This window comes from Paraprevotella sp., assembly GCF_986071375.1.
In genome coordinates this window covers 55,026-74,767 of record NZ_CFQRNQ010000008.1, presented here as the reverse complement: position 1 = coordinate 74,767, position 19,742 = coordinate 55,026, and the positions used below count along the sequence as shown (strand labels likewise).

Genomic DNA, 19,742 nt, shown 5'->3' with positions numbered 1-19,742 from the left:
AAATAGATGCTATTGTTAATTAATAGTGATGACATCGAAATATGTAACTTTATAATATGGTTTTGATGAGGTGCTTCCTTTTCTACGTAATTCGCATGAATATGCAATTTGGAGTCCTGTTGCACCAATCCATTGCCAACTTAGTTGTTCATTGCTCACGTCAACTCGTTCTGCTAAACCTGAATCCATTTCTATCTTAGCTTCTACTTTAACATTTTGGTTTTTGTCAGTTGCATTTGTCCATGAAACATCAATAATTAACCAACAGCTATAGGTATTACCACTTTCAAAATCTATATTATAAGACTCCTCTATATGAGCATCACCTGTATACCCTTCTCCCTCCACGTAAATTCGTTTGAACATAGGGTGTCTTGTGCGATAGCGAATATGGTTTTCAGATGAGTCTATGGTTTCCATAGTTTGTGTTAACGAGTGTTTTATCATGCTGAATAATAGGAAAGTTTCTTTCATCTCTTCTACTGTAGGTAGACCTTTTTCAGATGCTGTGGCATACTTGACTTCAGGTACGTCATACTCCTCGGCCAATGCACGGATTTCGGCCAGCTGTTCTGCCGAATAGTGATAAATGGGTTGCCCGTTATCTAAGTCATTTTGGGAACAACTCCAGATGAATGCACCGCCAATGAGGGCGATAAAAAGGATGACTATATACTTTTTCATTTGTTTTTTCTTTTAAATTAATTACTTGATTTGATAAGTGTAGTGGTCGTATTCTGTTGACTGAACTACTGTATTTCATTTACTTATTCCATTGGCTCTTGTTTTTAAAGGGTTTAACATAGATTCATTATCTCCAAATTTGTTTTCCGTTTTGGTATGTGAAAATACGCTCTTCTTTTCCTTTTGTATGGTTCCGTAGAAGAAGTAATGCTCCTGAAGGTACGTTTTTGAAAACTAACTCGGATTTAAAGTTTCCAGTTTGTTGTCCTAAAGAATGCCATTCTCCATTGTCCCAATATAATAGTTCGTATATTTCTTTCTCTCGGATAAAATTATCGTCATTCCGTGGAAGAAAAAGAATCTGGCTAATTTGTGAGGGGCTTTCAAATTCCCATCCATACCACACGTTGTATAGGTCGTGGGATTCATAATATGATAAAGTATTGCCGTCAGACAGATTCTCAATGCCCATACCGGGGCGTGTGTGTAAATTGCCGAAATATTCATGAGGGCGCAAAGTATCTCCGGTTTCATTGAAAACGTATAATTCCGCCATATTGCCGCGTGACAAGTTTGGTGACAAGTAGCGGAAATACTTATAAGGTTGTGACATGTTGGTGTTGACTTTATGGTAACGGTTGTCTTCGATTCGGGGAATGTCGTATAGGGTTATGGAGTCTCTGAAGTCTTTTCTGTTGGCTACTTGGAATTTTCCTCCGATAACTCCTTGTAGGAAGTGGTTAGATTTCGTATCTCGGAATTTACGTTTTACTGTGACTGAAATTTTTTTGGATATGTCTGGCTGAATATCCGTTTTCAGTCCTTCATGGTCTAATAGGAATGCGTTGCCGGCCGGAATGGTCAGACCTTGTATGAAGTATACAGGAAGGTACACGATGTCGCGTCCTAATTTGGTGAAACGAGCTTTTGTACCTTTCTTTCTTGCCCAATGTACGATGCTCCATTTTTGGTCGTTAAAGACGGAAAGATATACGTAACGGGTATCATAGTCCAGATTGTATAAGTGGACATCTACATCTGATGTTTCTACATACTGGTCTGTCACGTCCAATATATAAGGTGTATTGAAAACGTAGGGTAGGGAGTCCCGTTCTTTGTTCTGCACATATAGTGAATAGGGATTTTTTTCATAAGTATTTCTGAAAACTTTGGGAAGTCGGTCTTCTCGTCTACGCATGAATTCCGTGCCTAACGGTTCGCATAGTTCAACCGGTATGGAAGTTTGGTTGTTTGGGAAAAACACGCACCAAACGTGTCCCAAGGAGCGATTTCCCCACTGCGGAACGAAGTCTACAGTGGCCGGTATTCCCCTTGCCCGGAATAGGGCTGCGCATAAGTGGGCATATTCTCGGCAAGAAGCAAGTTTTAGGTTTGGCAATTTGTCAAGTGGAAAATTCGGGAGGTGGCGTGAGGGATAATAAATAGCAGGTCTAAGTAGCCATGATATGGTATTCGCTATTTCGTATACGTATGTTGAATTGAATATGTTTTGTTTATAACTTTCTTGTTCCAAGGCTGCCATAGATAGGTTGCCCCTCCACAAGCTCAACCCTTCATGCCCTATCCGGTAAGGCAGGACATAACGTAGGAACATGTCGAAACTGTATTGCCGGTTCCAGTTCCGGTTCCACACGGCAAAAGCGCTGTCTATATGCGCTATCAGGAAATCGGCTTTGATATGTTCAATGTCGAAGAGGGGGACGGACATGCAACTGTCCAAGCCTGTCCCTACTTGTGCGAGGATGGAATCGTACTGGCGGTTCCAATAGGTTCGGTCACCTTTCCCGTGGCGGAATATGCTGTCCATGGCATGGTAGTATTCTTCCACGGCTTCGCCGCCGAAACCATAATGGGCATCCATGTTCTCAATCAAGAAACGGGCGGCCTGAAGTTTTAGTGGGGCGTTCCGGTAATGCCGCAGGACGGCTTCCAGTTCCTTACGGTTGTTTCCGGCCTGTGACAGGGAACGGTCAAGTCCGGATTCTTTGCAGGAGTTTGCAATCCCGGTGGTCATACATAGAAGAATGAAAAAATGCAATAGCTTCTTCATCATTTTTTGTGAAATTCATGTTCCTTTGGGCAAAGAAAGGAAATATTTAGAAGAATGAATGGGATGATTCGTAACCAATCATGGGTCATTTTGAAACATCAGTTCGTTTTTGGGCTTGATTTCCTTCTTTATCCTTTCAACGTCGTATGAGGGGATTTTTACTTTTTTTTGTTGTATGAATTGTGCAATGGAGTCGGCACGGATGGTGTCCCCGATGTTCCGGTAGGCATAATATAAGCCTTCCAACGGAGCAAACCTTACGGGGCACATGTAAGCCGCTTGTCGGTAGTGGCAGACGGCTTCCTCATCCTTTCGGAGTTCCCGGCAAATGTCTCCGGTTAGTAGTTCCAAATTGTACTTGCTCCATTGTTTCCGGCAGACTTGTGCTGTATGCCATGCTTTCTCCGTTTGTCCGGCTTGAAATAGTTCAGCCGTATAATTATATAGGAATTCCGGATTATGAGAGAAATGTGGGTACAGGCGTGCGTACCGGGGCATCATTTCTTGTCCCTTTCCTTTGAGGGCTTCTCGGGCGACATGTCCCCATTCTTTTTCTTGCGGAAGTGCATGGGCGAGGTATGTTCCTATGCCTATTCCGATGGAAGCAAGACAAAAGGTGGCCAAAGCCCTCAGGCTTTTTCGATGGGAAAAAGCTTTGAAGTAGGTCTTTCCGGCTATGCTTACGCACCATCCTACGGCAATCCAGGCCAAAGGATATTTGAACGGGTAGGAAAACAAGGCGAACAACAATAGGGGAATGAGCGTGTAAGAGCCTATTTGTGAGGATATGTCTTTTCTTTTTCGTAGGACATGCCATAACCCTGCCCATGAAAGGAGTAAGACCAAGGGGGCACCGATGCCATGTTCCACCCATAGGTAGGCGAATTCATTCAATGGGTGTCCCGTCTCGTCGGCCAACATCGTTACCGGGCTTTCGGGATGCTGTTTGAAGAACTCCGCTTGCTGATTCATGTATTCTCGGTCGAAGCCTCCTGTGTCATATCCGCTCCAAGGTCTTTTACGGATAAGTTCCCATGTCTGTTCCAAAATAAACATTCGTCCAGAGGTGGATTCCGGTTTGAAAAACAAGATGGAGAAGCCTGTGAGGGCAATGGCCGGGATGATGGTTTTCCATGTCGGGCGTATGGAAATCTTGCCATAATCTTTTAGAGCCATAAGGATATATGCCACGAGGCACAGTATGCCGGTGCGCGAGTGGGTGAGCACGACGGTTGTCCCTGCGAGTAAGGCGACTGTTATGTATATGTTTCTTTTGCCATTATCTTTTAGGAAGCGTAAGGCCATACCTGAGATGAAGGGCAGGAGGGCGCATAAGAAAAATGCCAGTCCGGCGGGGTTGTCAAACGTTCCGGCTATTCCAATCCGCCATGTCGTCGGGTATTTGAATAGGAACATGAGGGCATAAAGGCATTCCAGTGTGACAATCATGGTAGCGGCTTCGCTCCATACAGAGAAATGGGAAAAGTCGCTTGTCTTTTTCCGGTTATGTCCAAGTATGGCGGTGCATACGGCAAGCAATCCTGTCAAGAAGAGGGTGCATAGCCATTTTGGAGTGTTCCACCGGTCGTAGAACATGTTCATGGAGGGGAACGCGCAAGCAAAAATTAACCCTCCATATAGCAAGGTATAAATGTTCTTTATCATTGTACATTTCAAGGGTTTGGTCTTCATGCGTCAAAGTTAGAACTTTATCAGGGGAAAGTATAGGCCATTTTTTACCGAAATCAGGGACATTTTGGTATGAAACGTTGTTTTTCGCTTTCAGAAAGTCTTTTCATGCCTTTTTTTCCTGACATCAGAAAAAGACGTTCATGGCAAATCCATGAAAACAATCTGTATAAATATGCGGATTTAAAGTGTTTTCCTGCATAAATACTGCATAACGGCAAACGGATTACAGCACAATGAAAAATCAGTTTCAAGAGATTGATTTTTTTATACGGGCATGTCTTTTCCGTTTTGTCCGCATGTCACGGGAACAGAGGCTCTTTTCCGGTACTGGAACCGGCTTTGAGAGGGCTGAAGGCCGGCTTGGGACGAGGACGGGAGATTTATTTGGAAAGTTTTTATGGTCATGTCGGATGTGGCAGAATGTAAGCCGGAACGGTTTTTCTTGACCTTGAAAGCGAGGCACATGCGGAGAAAATGAATGGGCTTGTGCCGGAAAGGAAGGAATAAGCCTCTGTCCCTGACTTTTGGGCTTGGCGGAAATTCGTATGGCTGCGTTATTTTCCGTCCCGACCGGATTCGGGGCGGAATATCCGAATCTCGTGGCTGTGGAAGATACAAAAAGTCAATATGAACTTTGCTCTGTCATTCTGTCAGTCTGTGTGAAATTTGTAACTTTGCACGAATTTATAAGAGAGAAGACGCATGAATAACCTGTATGAAGAGCGGTTGGGCACGGATCGCATGCTGCCTTTGGTGTTCCGTATGGCCCTCCCGGCTGTGGCTGCCCAAATCGTGAACTTGTTGTATAGCATCGTAGACCGCATTTATATCGGCCATATTCCCGGTATCGGTACGGACGCGTTGGCCGGTATCGGTGTGACCAGTTCCGTGATCATCCTGATTTCGGCCTTTTCTTCCATTGTCGGAGCCGGAGGTGCGCCGTTGGCGGCCATTGCCTTAGGGCAGGGCGACCGTGTGCGTGCCGGTAAAATCCTGGGGAACGGACTGGTATTGTTGCTGCTGTTCACGGTGCTGACTTCTGCCACGGCCTACCTTTTCATGGAACCCATGTTGATGGCCATCGGGGCTTCGGAACATACGATAGGGTATGCGACGGATTATCTCTCGGTGTATCTGTTGGGTACATTGTTCGTCGAGGTCTCGGTGGGGCTGAACACTTTCATCAACACCCAGGGGCGGCCCGGCATTGCCATGTGCTCGGTCATTATCGGTGCGTTGCTGAACATCGGTCTCGACCCGCTGTTTATTTTTGTGTTCGGCATGGGTGTGAAAGGGGCAGCTTTGGCTACTATTATCTCGCAGGCATGCAGTGCCTTGTGGGTGGTGCGTTTCCTGACTTCGCGGAAAGCCACTTTGAGGTTGGAACGCAGGTATATGCGTCCCGACCGTAAGGTGGTCTTGTCCACGCTTGCCTTGGGCGTTTCGCCGTTCATCATGGCCAGTACGGAGAGCCTTGTGGGCTTCGTGCTGAATAGCAGCCTGAAGACCTATGGAGACATCTATATCAGCGCGTTGGCCATCATGCAGAGTGCGATGCTGGCCGTCAGCGTGCCGCTGACAGGTTTCTCGCAAGGCTTCATCCCCATTGTGAGTTACAATTACGGGCATGGGAACGGCCAACGCGTGAAGGACTGTTTCCGGATTGTGCTCCAAGTCATGTTTACGTTCAATTTGTTGTTGGTGCTCTTCATGATACTTTTTCCCGGGTTGGTGGCTTCCGCTTTCACGTCCGACGGGAAGCTTATTGCAGCCGTGGAACAGACGCAGCCCGTGTTTTTGGCCGGAATGACCATTTTCGGGCTGCAACGGGCTTGCCAGAACATGTTCGTGGCACTCGGGCAGGCCAAGGTGTCCGTGTTCATCGCCTTGCTCCGTAAGGTCATCCTCCTGGTGCCTTTGGCTTTGCTTTTGCCACGCGGCATGGGCATGATGGGGGTGTTCGCGGCCGAGGGCATATCCGATGCCACTGCCGCCGTGTGCTGCACGCTGATATTTGCATGGCAGTTCCCGAGGATCCTGCGGAAGATGCCCCGTCGCCTTGCTTAGGGCTTGAAATGTGCTTTTAAATCCTATTATTTGTATGTTTTTGTCCTATAATGATTAAAGGATATGCCTTAACTTTGCGTTGTGGTTAGAAAAACAAACAAATATGGATTTTAAGGAAATAAATCAAGGTAAAAGGAGTAAATTCCGTTATTCCGTTTCCTGCAAGGGAGTCTTTGTGGCCTGCATGGCTTTGATGTGCCATTTCCCGGTAATGGCAGAGGGGGAGGGCTATGCAGTCCAACGCAACGGTGTGCATTTCCAGACTCCGGAAGGGCGCATGAGGGTGGAATTTGTCCGTCCGGACATCGTGCGGGTCCGCTACACGTGCGAGCCTGCCTTTTTGGGCAACGGCACCATCGTGTGCACGGGGCGCGAGGAAGAAAAAGTTCCTTTCCGGCTGCAACGCGAGAACGGCAGGCTTTCTTTGCGCTCGGACAGCCTTGAAGTATGGGTAGACCTTGGCTCGTATGCCTTGACGTATAAGGATAGGCGTACCGGACGTACTTTGTTGTCGGAAAATCCGCAACGGCCGCGCGAGGCCGAACAGACCTATCGGGAAAATGTTGTGTATGACCCGCAGAGCAAACGTATCGTGAAGACGGCAGACGGGGAAAAGGAAGTGATGGACGTACTTCGGCGCGATACGGTGGGGAGGAGTTGGAAATTCCGCAACCATTTCCAGTGGGCGCAGGGGGAAGCCCTCTATGGTTTGGGATGCCACATGGAAGACTACTTGGATCTGCGTGGGAAAACGATGTACCTGTGCCAGCACAACCTGAAGGAGATGGTGCCGGTCTTGAATTCCACGGCCGGTTACGGCCTGCTTTTCGATGCGGGATGCGGCATGGTGTACAAGGACGCTCCTGAAGGAAGCTTCGTGGAATTGGAGGCGGCCAATGAGGTGGATTATTATTTCATGAAAGGGTGCACGATGGACAAAGTCGTGGCGCAATACCGTTACCTGACCGGGCAGTCTCCCATGTTCCCCCGTTACATGTTCGGGTATATCCAATCCAAGGAAAGGTACCGGAGTTCGGAGGAACTGGTGGATGTAGCGGAGGAATACCGCAGGCGGCAGGTGCCTATGGATGTCATCGTGCAGGATTGGAACTATTGGCCTCAGGGATGGGGGTACATGAAGATGGACCGCCGTTTTTATCCTGACCCGCGCCATTTGGCCGATTCGTTGCATGCCTTGGATGCCAAGCTTATGGTTTCCATCTGGCCCAATCCGACGAATTGCCCACAGACGAAGGATCTCGCGGAGCGTGGCTTCATGTTGGGGCATTCCGTGTATGACGCTTTCAACCCTCTGGCTCGGGCGCGCTATTGGGATTATGCCAATGAGGAGTTTTTCGGAAACGGTTTCGATGCATGGTGGTGCGACTGTACGGAACCTTTGGATGCCGACTGGAGAGCGATGCCGGAAGGATACGGGTGGGACAGCCATGAGGAGCGTTGGAAAGGCAATTTGGCCTTGTTGGATGCTGTGTTGGGTGCGGAACGCAGTTGCCTTTTTTCTTTGTACCATTCCAAAGGGTTGTACGAAAACCAACGTGCCACGACGGATCGTAAACGTGTGGTGAACCTGACCCGTTCCAGTTATGCGGGCCAGCAGCGTTATGCCACCATTACATGGAACGGCGACACCCATGCTTCGTGGAAGTCGTTCGCCCAACAGATACCACAGGGACTGAATTTCATGGCCACGGGCTGTCCTTATTGGACGGTGGACATCGGTTCGTTTTTCACGCGAGGTGGACGCGAATGGTTCCGTGCCGGGGATTTCGACCGGGGCGTGGACGATATGGGTTACCGCGAATATTATGTACGCATGCTGCAATACGGGGCGTTCCTGCCTTTGTTCCGCAGCCACGGTACGGACACTCCGCGCGAGATTTGGCGGTTCGGCGAGCCGGGCGAACCCTTTTATGACAGCATCCTGCGCATGATTCGTTTGCGTTACCGCCTGATACCTTATATATATTCTTTGGCCGGAAAGGTCACGCAGGAGGATTATACCATGAGCCGGTTGTTGGCTTTTGATTTTGCGGAAGATGCCCGTGTGCACGACATCAAGGATGAGTTCATGTTCGGTCCGGCTTTTCTGGTTTGTCCCGTGACCCGTCCGATGTATTACGACAAAGGTTCCGTGACGTTGCAGGATGTGGCGAAATCGCGTACCGTTTACTTGCCCGAGGGGGCGGACTGGATGGATTTCTGGACCGGTAAGAAGTATGAAGGAGGGCGTGAAGTCACGGCCGATGCCCCCATCGACAAGATTCCGTTATTCGTGCGCCAAGGTTCCATCGTGCCGATGGGGCCGGTGGTACAGCATACGGGTGAATTGCCGGGGAAAGAACTCACCATCGTGGTTTATCCGGGACGGGATGCCCGTTTTGTGTTGTATGAAGATGAAGGAGACAATTACGATTATGAACAAGGCTGTTTCTCGACCATTGAATTGCAGTGGAATGACAAGCGTCGTGTGTTGACGTTCGGGGAGCGCCGGGGCGGCTTCGAAGGCATGGAAAAGACACGCCGTTTCAGGGTCGTGGTGGCTGACGGTACGGAAGCCCTCGGTGAACGGACGGACGGAAAACTTGTGCGCTACGAAGGGAAAGAGTTGAAATGCCGGTTGTGAAAGGAAATAAAGTATAACGAGGTTCAGGTATCATGAAAAAACGTATTTTGTCTGTCCTTATCGGCTTCGGGCTGTGCCAGTCCGGAGTGTGGGGAAACGGGAAAGTAGAATCTCCTTCCGTGGTGGAATTGCGTCCTTTTTCCGGTAAAGAGGTGGAACTGGAAGCTTCTTGGATCAAGCAGCGGGAAGACTTGGATGTGGCTTACCTTCAGTCTGTCGAGGCCGACAGGCTGTTGCATAATTTCCGGGTCACGGCCGGGCTTCCGTCTTTGGCAAAACCATTGGAGGGATGGGAATCCCCCGGTGTCGGGCTGAGGGGGCATTTCACGGGGCATTACCTGTCGGCATTGTCGGTATTGGCCGAGAGATATGGGGACGGGTGGGCTTCCCAACGGTTGGAGTATATGGTGGATGAGCTGTACAAATGCCAACAAGCGCATGGGAACGGTTATTTGAGTGCCTTCTCGGAAAAAGACTTCGAGACATTGGAAACACGCTTTACGGGGGTATGGGCACCGTATTACACGCTCCATAAGATTTTGCAGGGCTTGTTGGACGCTTACGTGAAAACGGGCAACCGGAAGGCTTACGGTATGGTGGAGGCTTTGGCCGGTTATGTGGAAGGCCGGATGTCGAAGCTTTCTCCGGAACGTATCGAGAGGATGATGTACACCGTGGAGGCGAACCCGCAAAATGAGGCGGGAGCCATGAATGAGGTGCTCTATGAACTGTACGGCATTTCGGGCAATCCCAAACATTTGGCCTTGGCTGCTTGTTTCGACCCGGCCTGGTTCCTTGAGCCGTTGGTGCGGAACGAGGACATCCTGGCAGGCTTGCATGCCAATACGCATATCGTGTTGGTCAATGGCTTTGCCCGCCGTTACGAGGTGACGGGCGAAGAAAAATACAAGAAGGCGGCCATGCACTTTTGGGACATCCTCCAACGGGGGCATGCATACGTGAACGGGACGAGCAGCGGTCCGCGACCGGTAGCCGTCACGCCGACCTCGCTGACAGCGGAACATTGGGGGGAACCCGGACATTTGTGTAACACCTTGACGCGCGAAATTGCCGAAAGTTGTGTGACGCACAATACGCAGAAGCTGAGTGCTTACCTGTTCGGATGGACAGGCGACCCATGTTATGCGGATGCCTATATGAACATGTTCTACAACGGGGTGCTTCCCGTGCAAAGCAGGTCTACCGGAGCGTATGTCTACCATTTGCCTTTGGGTTCGCCGCGCAATAAGAAATATTTGAAGGAGAATGATTTCTTCTGTTGCAGTGGGTCTTGCATAGAGGCTTTTGCGGAATTGAACAGCGGAATTTATTACCATGACGGTTCGGATGTGTACGTGAACCTTTATGTGCCGTCCAAATTGCATTGGGCATCCAAAAAGGTGGCTTTGGAACAGACAGGGGGATTTCCCCTGCAGCCGGTGGCGGATTTTACTGTTTCAGTGCGTCGTCCGGCGGGGTTCGCCCTGAACTTGTTCATACCTGCTTGGGCCGAAGGGACAGAGGTGTATGTAAACGGTGAGAAACAGGGCATGTCGGTACGGCCTTCTTCTTTCCTGAAGCTTTCCAGACGTTGGGAGGATGGAGACCGGGTGCGTGTGGACTTCCGTTACGCTTTCCGCCTGCAGTCCATGCCGGACAAGGAGAACATGTTTGCCGTGTTCTACGGCCCGATGCTGTTGGCTTTTGAAACCCGTAGCGAAGTGATATTGAAGGGAAGCAAGGACGAGGTGCTTCAAGGGCTTTCGGTCGTGGACGGTGAACCCAACCGGTTTGTCTTGCGTAACGGAGTAAATGAGTTCCGGCTCCGTCCCTTGTTCGACGTGGACCAAGAGTCTTACGGTGTATATGCCACGATACGGAATTATTGAAAATTGTACGGTGGCGATGGTTGCGAGTATATTAAAATGTGAAATCATAAAAATAGAAGAGAATGAAGACTGGAGTTTTGAAATGGGGATGGTGTTTAGGCCTTGTTGCGGGACTTTGTTCCTGTGCGATAGAGGACATGCAGGAAGTGCGTTCCCCGGACAAGCATGTGTTGGTGGAGTTGACCGGACTCGACAAGGAGCATTATGGCGATGCGGCCCTATCGGTGTTTTATGACGGGACGCGTGCGTTGCCGTTGGTGGATTTGGGGATAGAGACCAACTTGCAAAAGTATGCAGGGAACCTGAAATTCAAAAGCGTGACGGAAGCCAAGCCGGTAGAGGACGATTACCTGATGCCGACAGGAAAACGCAGCCATTGTGTGAACCATGGGACTGAAAAGGTCTATTCTTTCGAGAACGAAGAGGGTAACATCTTGGATGTGACCGTCCGGGCCTACAATGACGGCGTGGCTTTCAAGTATGGGGTAAAGTCCGTATCGCCGGAAGAGTATGTGGTGGACGAATATACGGCATACGATGTGCCTAAGGGCGCGAAACGTTGGATGCAACAATACACTTTGGGGTATGAAGGTTTTTATCCTTTGTCCACGGATGGCCGGGGCGAGAATGGTTCGGCTGACAAATGGGGGTATCCCGGTTTGGTGCAATTAAGGGATACCGTGTTCATGTTGGTGACGGAAGCCAATATCAGGCGCGGCCATTGCGGTTCTTTCTTGTGTAATGCCGACAGTGCCGACCATTATCGCGTGCGTTTGTTTAGTGAAAAGCAGGCCATGGACAAGGAATGGGAATCACCTTGGAGGGTGTTGGTCATAGGGCGGTTGTCGGACGTGGTGGAGTCTACGTTGGTGACCGACGTGTCCGACCCGTCAACGGTGGAGGATACCTCATGGATAAAGCCCGGTTTGGCTTCATGGATTTATTGGGCAGAGAACCACGGGACACAGGATTTCCAAAAACTGAAAGCTTATTTCGACCTTGCTGCCGACATGAAATGGCCTTATAGTCTGATTGATTGGGAATGGGACCAGATGTCGAACGGCGGCGATTTGCAGGCTGCCGTGAAGTATGCGCAGGAACGCGGTGTAAAGCCTTTGTTGTGGTACAATTCCAGTACGCAGTGGTTGGGACCCACGCCCTTGTATCGTCTGAACAAGCCTGAAGACCGCCAAAAGGAATTCGGATGGTTGAACGAATTGGGCGTGTATGGCATCAAGGTGGATTTCTTTGCCGGCGACAGCGTGTCTTCCATGGATTATTATATCGATTTGTTGGAGGATGCGGCCAAGCATAAGCTGATGGTGAATTTCCATGGGGCTGCCATACCGAGGGGATGGCAGCGGACTTATCCTCACATGATGTCGGTGGAAGCGGTTTATGGTGCGGAATGGTACAACAATAACGGGACATTGACCGGACGGGCTGCAGCCCATAATGCCACGTTGCCCTTTACGCGCAATGTGATAGGTCCGATGGATTACACGCCCGGTACTTTCTCTGATTCCCAAAACCCGCACATCACGACCTATGCCCACGAGCTGGCACTTCCTGTCCTTTTCGAGTCGGCTTTGCAGCACATGCCCGACCGTCCGGAAGTATATCGTGGCTTGCCGGAAGAGGTGAGGAGTTTGCTATCCGGTTTGCCTGCGGCATGGGACGATACGAAGTTGTTGGCCGGTTATCCCGGAGAATATGTGGTGATGGCACGTCGTAAAGGGAATATATGGTATATAGCCGGAATTAACGGTACGGAAGAAGGCCGGAAGATAGGAGTGCCGTTGGGGCGGCTTGACCTTGGGAAAGGCCGGAACGTGTCTTGCTTTAAGGACAATGCCGACGGCAAGGGCTTTGTGGTGGAAGAGAACGTGCCCGTCCCGGAAGGAAACAAAGCCTTGACGGTAGATTGCCTGCCGCGTGGAGGTTTTGTGGCCGTTATCAAGTAGAGATTATTAAATAGGTGAAAAAAGATATGGTAAATAAAATGTGGGGCAGGGCTTGCATGCTGTTATGTGCCTGCACGTGGGGGAGTTATGCCGAAGGGGACAATTTGCTTCGTTTATGCAGTCCCGGCAAGAATATTGAAGTCTGTGTGGATACGGACGGAGGCCAGTTGGTTTACTCCGTGAAGAAAGGTAAGGTTGAGGTCTTGGAGGCATCGCGCTTGGGGCTTGTCGTGGACGGGAAGGACCTTGGGCGGAATGTGTCGTTGGCGGCAGAACCCGAAGTGGAGAAATTCAAGACGGAATACCCTCTGTTCGGACATCATGCCATGGCGTCGGACAAAGCGGTGGAAGCCATGTTGCCGTTGTCGGCCGATGGGGTGCGTTACGGCCTTGTGGTCCGGGTGTATGACGACGGTGTGGCCGTACGTTACGTCTTGCCTGAAAATGCCCGGCGCATAGAGCGGGAACATACAGCTTGGAATGTGCCCCGGAACGTGAAGAAAGTGGCGTGGGCGGGTTATGACATAGGTTATGAGAAGGAAGCTTATGTCACCCGGATGGATGAGATGCCGGAAAACGAATACGTATGCGGCCCGCTTACGGTTGAATTGCCAGAAGGGTATATGACATTTACGGAGGCAGATTGCGAAGACTTTCCCGACATGGCCTTTTCACGTTCGGGGAATGGTTTCAAGTCATGCTTTCCCTCCTCGGAAAAAGGATGGGACATCAAGCGCCTGCCGGATGAGTCGGAAAAGGTCTTGGCCGGGAAATATAAAGGAAAGGACGTTTCTCCTTGGAGATGTGCCATCATTGCATCCGATTTGACCGGCTTGGTGAATTCCGACTTGTTGACGAACTTGTGCCCGTCGCCGGAAGAGGGGCGTGACTTTTCGTGGGTAAAGCCCGGACGGTGCCTGTGGCAATGGTGGAGCGTGGGTGCCCCGCGCTATGAGGACCAAAAGGCTTGGTTCGATGCGGCTGCAGAACTTTCTTGGGAATATTACCTGATAGATGACGGGTGGAGAAATTGGCATAAGGACGGCAAGGACCAATGGGAATTGCTTAAGGAGGTGATTGACTACGGACGGAGTGTCGGTGTGAAGTCGTTGGTTTGGGTCAATTCCAACGAGATGCGCGATGCAAAGTCGCGGAGGGCTTATCTGGAACGGGTGAAGGCCATCGGGGCCTCCGGTATCAAGATTGATTTTATCCCGACGGCTACGGCGGAAATCATGCAATGGTATATGGGAGGCATGCAGGATTGTGCGGAACTGGGACTGTTGTTGAATTTCCACGGCAGCGTGAAGCCCACGGGGCTTTCGAGGACTTATCCCAATGACATCACGCGTGAGGCGGTGAGAGGAAATGAATACCAAATCCGGCGTTACAGGCGTGTACTCCCGCAGGCGCATTACGTGGCTTTGCCCTTTACGCGCTTGATGGCGGGGCCGGCTGATGTCACGCCGGTGACGTTGAATCCGGAAGAGTTGGCTACAGGCGGATACTCTTGGGCGCACGAGTTTGCCCAAGCCATAGTATTCCTGTCGCCGGTTACTCATTTCTCCGACCATTATTCGTATTATCTGGAAAGTCCTTTCGTGGATTTGCTCAAGGCTGTGCCCACGGTGTGGGACGAGACCCTTGTACTTCCCTGTACGGAAATGGGGGAGGTCGTGGCTTATGCCCGCCGGAAAGGGAAAGAGTGGTGGATAGGCGTGATGAACGGGGACAAGGAACGGGAGATTGAGATACCGTTGGATTTCCTGAAAAAGAAGAAACAAGCGGTTTTCCTGCATGATGGGAAAGAACTTGCTTCCGTGGTACGGGAAGAACGTGAGGTGTCGAAGAAAGAGGTGCTGAAAGTGAAGTTGCGGGCTGGCGGAGGATTCGTCGGACGGTGTTATTGAAATGCCCGCTTTTTGGGGAGGAACCGGAAGGAGGGCATGGCCGGTAACCGGCATGTTTTTCCCATAAAGGTAGGTTGACATGATAAAAAAGGGCTTAATTTCTCTGAATTGGAGATTTTAAGCCCCTTTTTTGTTTCGATTTGTCCCATCCTGTTTGTTGGGGTTGGGCTATATTTGCAACCGGAAATCAATAATGGAAACGGAATGAAAATAAGACATTGGCTTTTGATGGCCTTTATGGTGATGACGGGAAGTGCTGCATGCTATGCCTCGTCTTCTTTGGTGACTTACGCTGCACCGGAGGAAGCGGAGTTGAATGATGATTTTACGGTTCAAGTGCGTCAAGGAGACGGGGAATGGAGGAACGTACCTTCTTATTTGGTTTGCGTGGATGAAGTGAGGGGGACGCTGCATTGTGTGGAAAAGGCTTCGATGGCGACTTTCGACTTCTCGGGAAAGGTGGAGGTGAAAGTCACTTATAACAAAGGAGCGGTGGACAGTGCAAGGATTCGTCCTTTGTCATACGGCATACCTTTTCAGTTGAAAGGAAAGGAGCTGACGTTCACTTTGGACAAGCCGTGCAACTTGTCGGTGGAAGTGAACGGTGATATTTTTCATAACCTGCACCTGTTTGCCAATCCGGTGGAGGTGGATGTCCCAAGAAAAAAAGACCGTAATGTGGTCTACTTCGGCCCGGGTTACCATACGCCCAAGGATGGTGTGGTGAAGGTGGAATCCGGACAGACTGTTTACTTGGCCGGTGGTGCCGTACTGAACGGGCGTGTGCTCATTGAGGGCGTGCGGGATGTGAAATTGATAGGACGTGGTATTATAGATTATAAGGTAAAAGGAGGCATCCGTATAGCAAACTCCCGTAATGTACTGGTGGAAGGCATTGCCACTACCCAGTGCGCTACGGGAGGCTCGGATGCAGTGACCATCCGCAATGTGAAGGCTATCAGCTATTACGGGTGGGGAGACGGGATGAATGTCTTTGCCAGCAACAATGTGTTGTTCGACGGGGTGTTCTGCCGAAACTCGGACGATTGCACGACGGTGTACGGCACACGTTTGGGATTCAAGGGAGGCTGCAAGCATGTCACGATGCAAAACTCCACGCTTTGGGCAGATGTGGCCCATCCCATATTCATAGGCATCCATGGTGACACGAAGAATCCGGAAGTGCTTGAGGATTTGAATTACGTCAATATCGACATATTGGACCATCGGGAGAAGCAGTTGAATTACCAGGGGTGCATGTCCATCAATGCCGGAGACAACAATCTGGTCCGCGATGTCCGTTTTGAAAATATCCGCGTGGAGAATTTCCGTGAAGGCTCATTGGTCAATTTGCGTATTTTCTATAATAAGAAGTATTGTACGGCACCGGGACGGGGTATTGAAAATATCACGTTTAAAGATGTCTCTTATGAAGGAAACCGGGCTGAGTTGTCTATTATCGAGGGATATGACGAGGAGAGGAAAATCAGGAACGTGCGTTTCGAGAACCTGCGCATCAACGGACAGCTGATTACGGACGACATGCCCGGTAAACCGGCTTGGTATAACACCGGTGACATGGCGGGTATATATGTGGGGCCGCACGTGGAGGATGTGACGTTTGTGTCCACAGAGGGTGCAATGACGAATAATGTAAGGTAGAGATGCCGTATGGTGTTTTTAAATTCGCTATATTTGTCGGCTGTATTTTGAAATGAAAAATTGTAAAACCATGAAAAGTTGGAAGAATGTTATAGGCCGGTTATGGCTGTTCTTGGGATTCCTATTGCTGTCGTGCCCTGTGCTTGCGGCAGCTTTCGTGCACCCCGGTGTGTTGCATACGGAAGAACGGATGCAACAAATCCGTGGTTTGGTGAAAGGGAAAAACGACGACGCTTATGCCTCCTATCTGTTGTTGGAAAAACATCCGTGTGCACAGTCGGATTATAAAATGGAAGGCCCGTTCGATACCATAGCGCGTGACGGTAAATTCGGTTATACCAAATCGAGAATGGAGCGTGACTTCAGTGCGGCCTATTTGAATGCGCTGATGTGGCGTATCACGGGCGATGAGTCACATGCCCGTAAGGCGGCGGAAGTATTGACGGCCTATGCACGCACCCTGAAACGCATACCCGATACGAACGACGCTCCTTTGTTGGCCGGTTTGGAAGGTTTTAAAATCATTTATGCACTTGAAGCGTTGAAGCATACGTGGCGTAAGATGCCTGCGGAGGATTATGAAGGTGCTTTGCGGATGTTCACGAAAGTGTTCCTCCCCGTATTGGAAACGTTCTATAAGCGTAACCCTTATACGAACGGGAATTGGGGGGCTATCGTGACCAAGACTTATATGGCGGCAGCCATCCATCTGGATGACCGGAAAATGTATGAGAAGGCACGGGCTTTCTACCTTGACGGGTACGACAACGGCACATTGGCCCATTATATCGACGGGGAAACCGGCCAACTGCAGGAGAGCGGGCGCGACCAAAGCCATTGCATGCTGGGACTCGGGGCAATGGCCACGGTATGTGAACTGGCTTGGCAACAGGGGGATGATTTATATTCCGCTAAGGATAACCGCCTGTTGAAAGGATATGAATATGTGGCGCGTTACAACTTGGGTTACGATGTTCCTTTCGTGAGATGGACGGACATTACCGGGAAGTACTGCGATTGGGAGGAAGTGTCGCCGAAGGCACGCGGACGCTACATGTACGTGTTCGACATAGCCTACAACCATTATGTGAACCGGATGGGGCTTCCTATGCCTTTCACGGGACAGGTGCTCGGACAAATCAGGCCGGAAGGGTATGACCGTGACCAACCGGGTTTCGGGACGCTTTTGTTTAATGAGAAGGCAGATCATCGTAAGTTTGTGCATCCCGGCGGTTTGCATACCTTGGCCGATTTGGAGCGTATGAAGGCGATGGTGGCCGAAGGGCAGCATCCTTGGGCAGAAGGTTGGGCGGAGTTACAGAAGGATCCTTGGGCGCAATCGACGTTTGCGGCCCGCCCGATGGCCAACATGGGCGACAGCCGCCAGAAGGCTTCAATAGAAGCCCATGCGGCTTATCTGAATGCCATCCGTTGGTATATTTCCGGTGATGAGGCGAATGCCCGTTGTGCCATAAATATTTGTAATGCTTGGGCGAATACCGTGAATCAAGTGCCGAAGGCGCGGCAAGACCAAGGGCTTTTGGGCATCCCCATCGGGGAGTTTGCCATGGCGGCAGAAGTGCTGCGGGCATGCCCGCTATGGGAAAAGGCCGACTTTGAACGTTTCAAGGCCATGATGGTGGAGTATTTGTACCCCGTGAGCCGTGATTTCCTCCGTACGCACGGTGGTACCCACGTGGATTATTGTTGGACGAACTGGGATGCATGCAACATGGTCGCTTTGTTGGCCATCGGTGTTTTGTGCGACCGCGAAGATATTTACCGCGAAGGGATAGACTATTTCAAGCACGGCTTGGGGAACGGAAGCATCCGTAATGCCGTGCCTTATCTGCACCGGATGGAAGATGGAACGGTGCTCGGGCAATGGCAGGAAAGCGGGCGCGACCAAGAGCATGCCCAACTGGGAGTAGGTTTCTTGGCTACGTTCTGCCAGATTGCCTGGAACCAAGGAGATGACTTGTTTGCCTACGACAGCAACCGCCTGTTGGCCGGGGCCGAATACGTGGCACGTCACAACCAGATGCGCGGTGTCCCTTTCACTTATTATAATAACAGCCAAGGGCTGAACAACCGTTGGCCTTCCGTAAACGGGTTGGGCCAATTGGAGGACCGTCCGGTTTGGGAGATGATATACAACCATTATGAAGTGTTGAAAGGCGTACCGGCACCTTATTCCAAGAGGATGGCCGAGCTTTTGCGTCCGGAACACGGTAGCAAAGACCATTTCGGATATGGGTCGTTGACCTTTTCATTACGTCCTTCCAACTATCCTATCTTGCCTGTACCGGCAGTGCCCACGGGATTGCGGGCAGAAGCCTCCATCGGGCAAATCCGTCTGGATTGGGAACCCTCTGCGGAGTATTTCGCCAACGGTTATGTGATACAGCGTTCGGAAGCAGGCCGGGATGACTTCAGGGATGTCGGGGTATACAAGGAGAAAGTGACCCATTGGTTTGTTGATTCCCGTATCGAAGAAGGCAAGACGTATGAATATCGGGTGGCGGCGGTCAACAAGGCCGGAACGAGCCGTTTTTCGGAGAGTGTGAGGGTGAAAGCCGTATCCGTGACAGGATGCCCGTCCGGATGGACTTATGCAGAGGTAGGCCATGTGGAGGAAGGCAGGGCAGACTATGCCGGCGTGCAGGGAGGTACCTATCGCCTGTCTTGCCGTTCGGCGGCCGTGGACGCGCTGTCGGACAATGCTCCATACCTGTACCGGAAAGTGGCAGGAGACTTTGCCGTGTCGTGCCGTATCAACAGGATGGACGGGAATACGGAAGAATGCGGCTTGATGTTAAGGGCAGCCTTAAAGGGGGATGCCACGGCCGTGACGATGACGCTTGGCCATTGGGGGCGGAGGTTTGCCCGTATGGGATACCGCAAGGAGAGCGGTGGTGAAAGGCGTTTTGCCATAGGCAATACTTATACTTGGATACCTGCCTGGTTCAAGTTGGCACGGGTGGGGAATGTCTTTTATGCGTATGAGTCCACAGATGGGGTGAACTGGTTTTATGTGCATTCCGAGGAGGTGGAAATGCCCCGGGAAATTTATGTCGGGGTGGCAGGTAGCTTCGGCGGCGGCAAGGCCGCAGGCAGCGTGGTTTTTGATGGTTTGTCGATAGAATGAAAGCTGTGGGG

At 50.5% G+C, this 19,742-nt stretch carries 10 protein-coding genes; 7 read left to right on the top strand and 3 right to left on the bottom strand.

Annotated features, from left to right (window positions below; genetic code table 11):
- Positions 1-15: 15 nt before the first annotated feature.
- From AC5RDV_RS05910 to AC5RDV_RS05900, 3 genes are all read right to left on the bottom strand, one after another.
- Positions 16-684: a hypothetical protein gene (locus tag AC5RDV_RS05910; protein ID WP_282748549.1), complete on the bottom strand. Its 669-nt coding sequence runs from the start codon at positions 682-684 to the stop codon at positions 16-18.
- Positions 685-811: 127 nt separating this feature from the next.
- Positions 812-2,755: a transglutaminase-like domain-containing protein gene (locus AC5RDV_RS05905; protein WP_282748550.1), complete on the bottom strand. Its 1,944-nt coding sequence runs from the start codon at positions 2,753-2,755 to the stop codon at positions 812-814.
- A gap of 78 nt (positions 2,756-2,833) precedes the next feature.
- A complete protein-coding gene (locus AC5RDV_RS05900) occupies positions 2,834-4,420 on the bottom strand; it encodes an O-antigen ligase family protein (protein ID WP_282748551.1) in 1,587 nt (528 codons plus the stop codon).
- Positions 4,421-5,149: 729 nt separating this feature from the next.
- Here AC5RDV_RS05900 and AC5RDV_RS05895 point away from each other — a divergent pair.
- The 7 genes from AC5RDV_RS05895 (at position 5,150) to AC5RDV_RS05865 (ending at position 19,731) form a co-directional block, all read left to right on the top strand.
- A complete protein-coding gene (locus AC5RDV_RS05895) occupies positions 5,150-6,514 on the top strand; it encodes an MATE family efflux transporter (RefSeq protein WP_130892566.1) in 1,365 nt (454 codons plus the stop codon).
- Between the two features lie 103 nt (positions 6,515-6,617).
- Complete coding sequence (locus AC5RDV_RS05890) at positions 6,618-9,158, top strand: glycoside hydrolase family 31 protein (protein ID WP_282748552.1); 2,541 nt, start codon at positions 6,618-6,620, stop codon at positions 9,156-9,158.
- Positions 9,159-9,190: 32 nt separating this feature from the next.
- A complete protein-coding gene (locus AC5RDV_RS05885; RefSeq protein WP_282748553.1) occupies positions 9,191-11,047 on the top strand; it encodes a beta-L-arabinofuranosidase domain-containing protein in 1,857 nt (618 codons plus the stop codon).
- Between the two features lie 62 nt (positions 11,048-11,109).
- A complete protein-coding gene (locus AC5RDV_RS05880) occupies positions 11,110-13,011 on the top strand; it encodes a glycoside hydrolase family 97 protein (protein ID WP_282748554.1) in 1,902 nt (633 codons plus the stop codon).
- Positions 13,012-13,037: 26 nt separating this feature from the next.
- Positions 13,038-14,921: a glycoside hydrolase family 97 protein gene (locus tag AC5RDV_RS05875; protein ID WP_282748555.1), complete on the top strand. Its 1,884-nt coding sequence runs from the start codon at positions 13,038-13,040 to the stop codon at positions 14,919-14,921.
- Between the two features lie 204 nt (positions 14,922-15,125).
- Positions 15,126-16,583, top strand: coding sequence for a glycosyl hydrolase family 28 protein (locus AC5RDV_RS05870; RefSeq protein WP_282748556.1), 1,458 nt, complete (start codon positions 15,126-15,128; stop codon positions 16,581-16,583).
- Between the two features lie 70 nt (positions 16,584-16,653).
- Positions 16,654-19,731, top strand: a complete 3,078-nt coding sequence (locus AC5RDV_RS05865) for an alginate lyase family protein (RefSeq protein ID WP_282748557.1) — start codon at positions 16,654-16,656, stop codon at positions 19,729-19,731.
- Positions 19,732-19,742: the final 11 nt, after the last annotated feature.

Bases quoted from the DNA above. Each gene is read 5' to 3' on its own strand.
- AC5RDV_RS05880 (WP_282748554.1), top strand. From the start codon at position 11,110: ATGAAGACTGGAGTTTTGAAATGGGGATGGTGTTTAGGCCTTGTTGCG.
- AC5RDV_RS05900 (WP_282748551.1), bottom strand. From the start codon at position 4,420: ATGATAAAGAACATTTATACCTTGCTATATGGAGGGTTAATTTTTGCT.
- AC5RDV_RS05895 (WP_130892566.1), top strand. From the start codon at position 5,150: ATGAATAACCTGTATGAAGAGCGGTTGGGCACGGATCGCATGCTGCCT.
- AC5RDV_RS05890 (WP_282748552.1), top strand. From the start codon at position 6,618: ATGGATTTTAAGGAAATAAATCAAGGTAAAAGGAGTAAATTCCGTTAT.
- AC5RDV_RS05905 (WP_282748550.1), bottom strand. From the start codon at position 2,755: ATGAAGAAGCTATTGCATTTTTTCATTCTTCTATGTATGACCACCGGG.
- AC5RDV_RS05885 (WP_282748553.1), top strand. From the start codon at position 9,191: ATGAAAAAACGTATTTTGTCTGTCCTTATCGGCTTCGGGCTGTGCCAG.
- AC5RDV_RS05870 (WP_282748556.1), top strand. From the start codon at position 15,126: ATGAAAATAAGACATTGGCTTTTGATGGCCTTTATGGTGATGACGGGA.
- AC5RDV_RS05875 (WP_282748555.1), top strand. From the start codon at position 13,038: ATGGTAAATAAAATGTGGGGCAGGGCTTGCATGCTGTTATGTGCCTGC.
- AC5RDV_RS05910 (WP_282748549.1), bottom strand. From the start codon at position 684: ATGAAAAAGTATATAGTCATCCTTTTTATCGCCCTCATTGGCGGTGCA.
- AC5RDV_RS05865 (WP_282748557.1), top strand. From the start codon at position 16,654: ATGAAAAGTTGGAAGAATGTTATAGGCCGGTTATGGCTGTTCTTGGGA.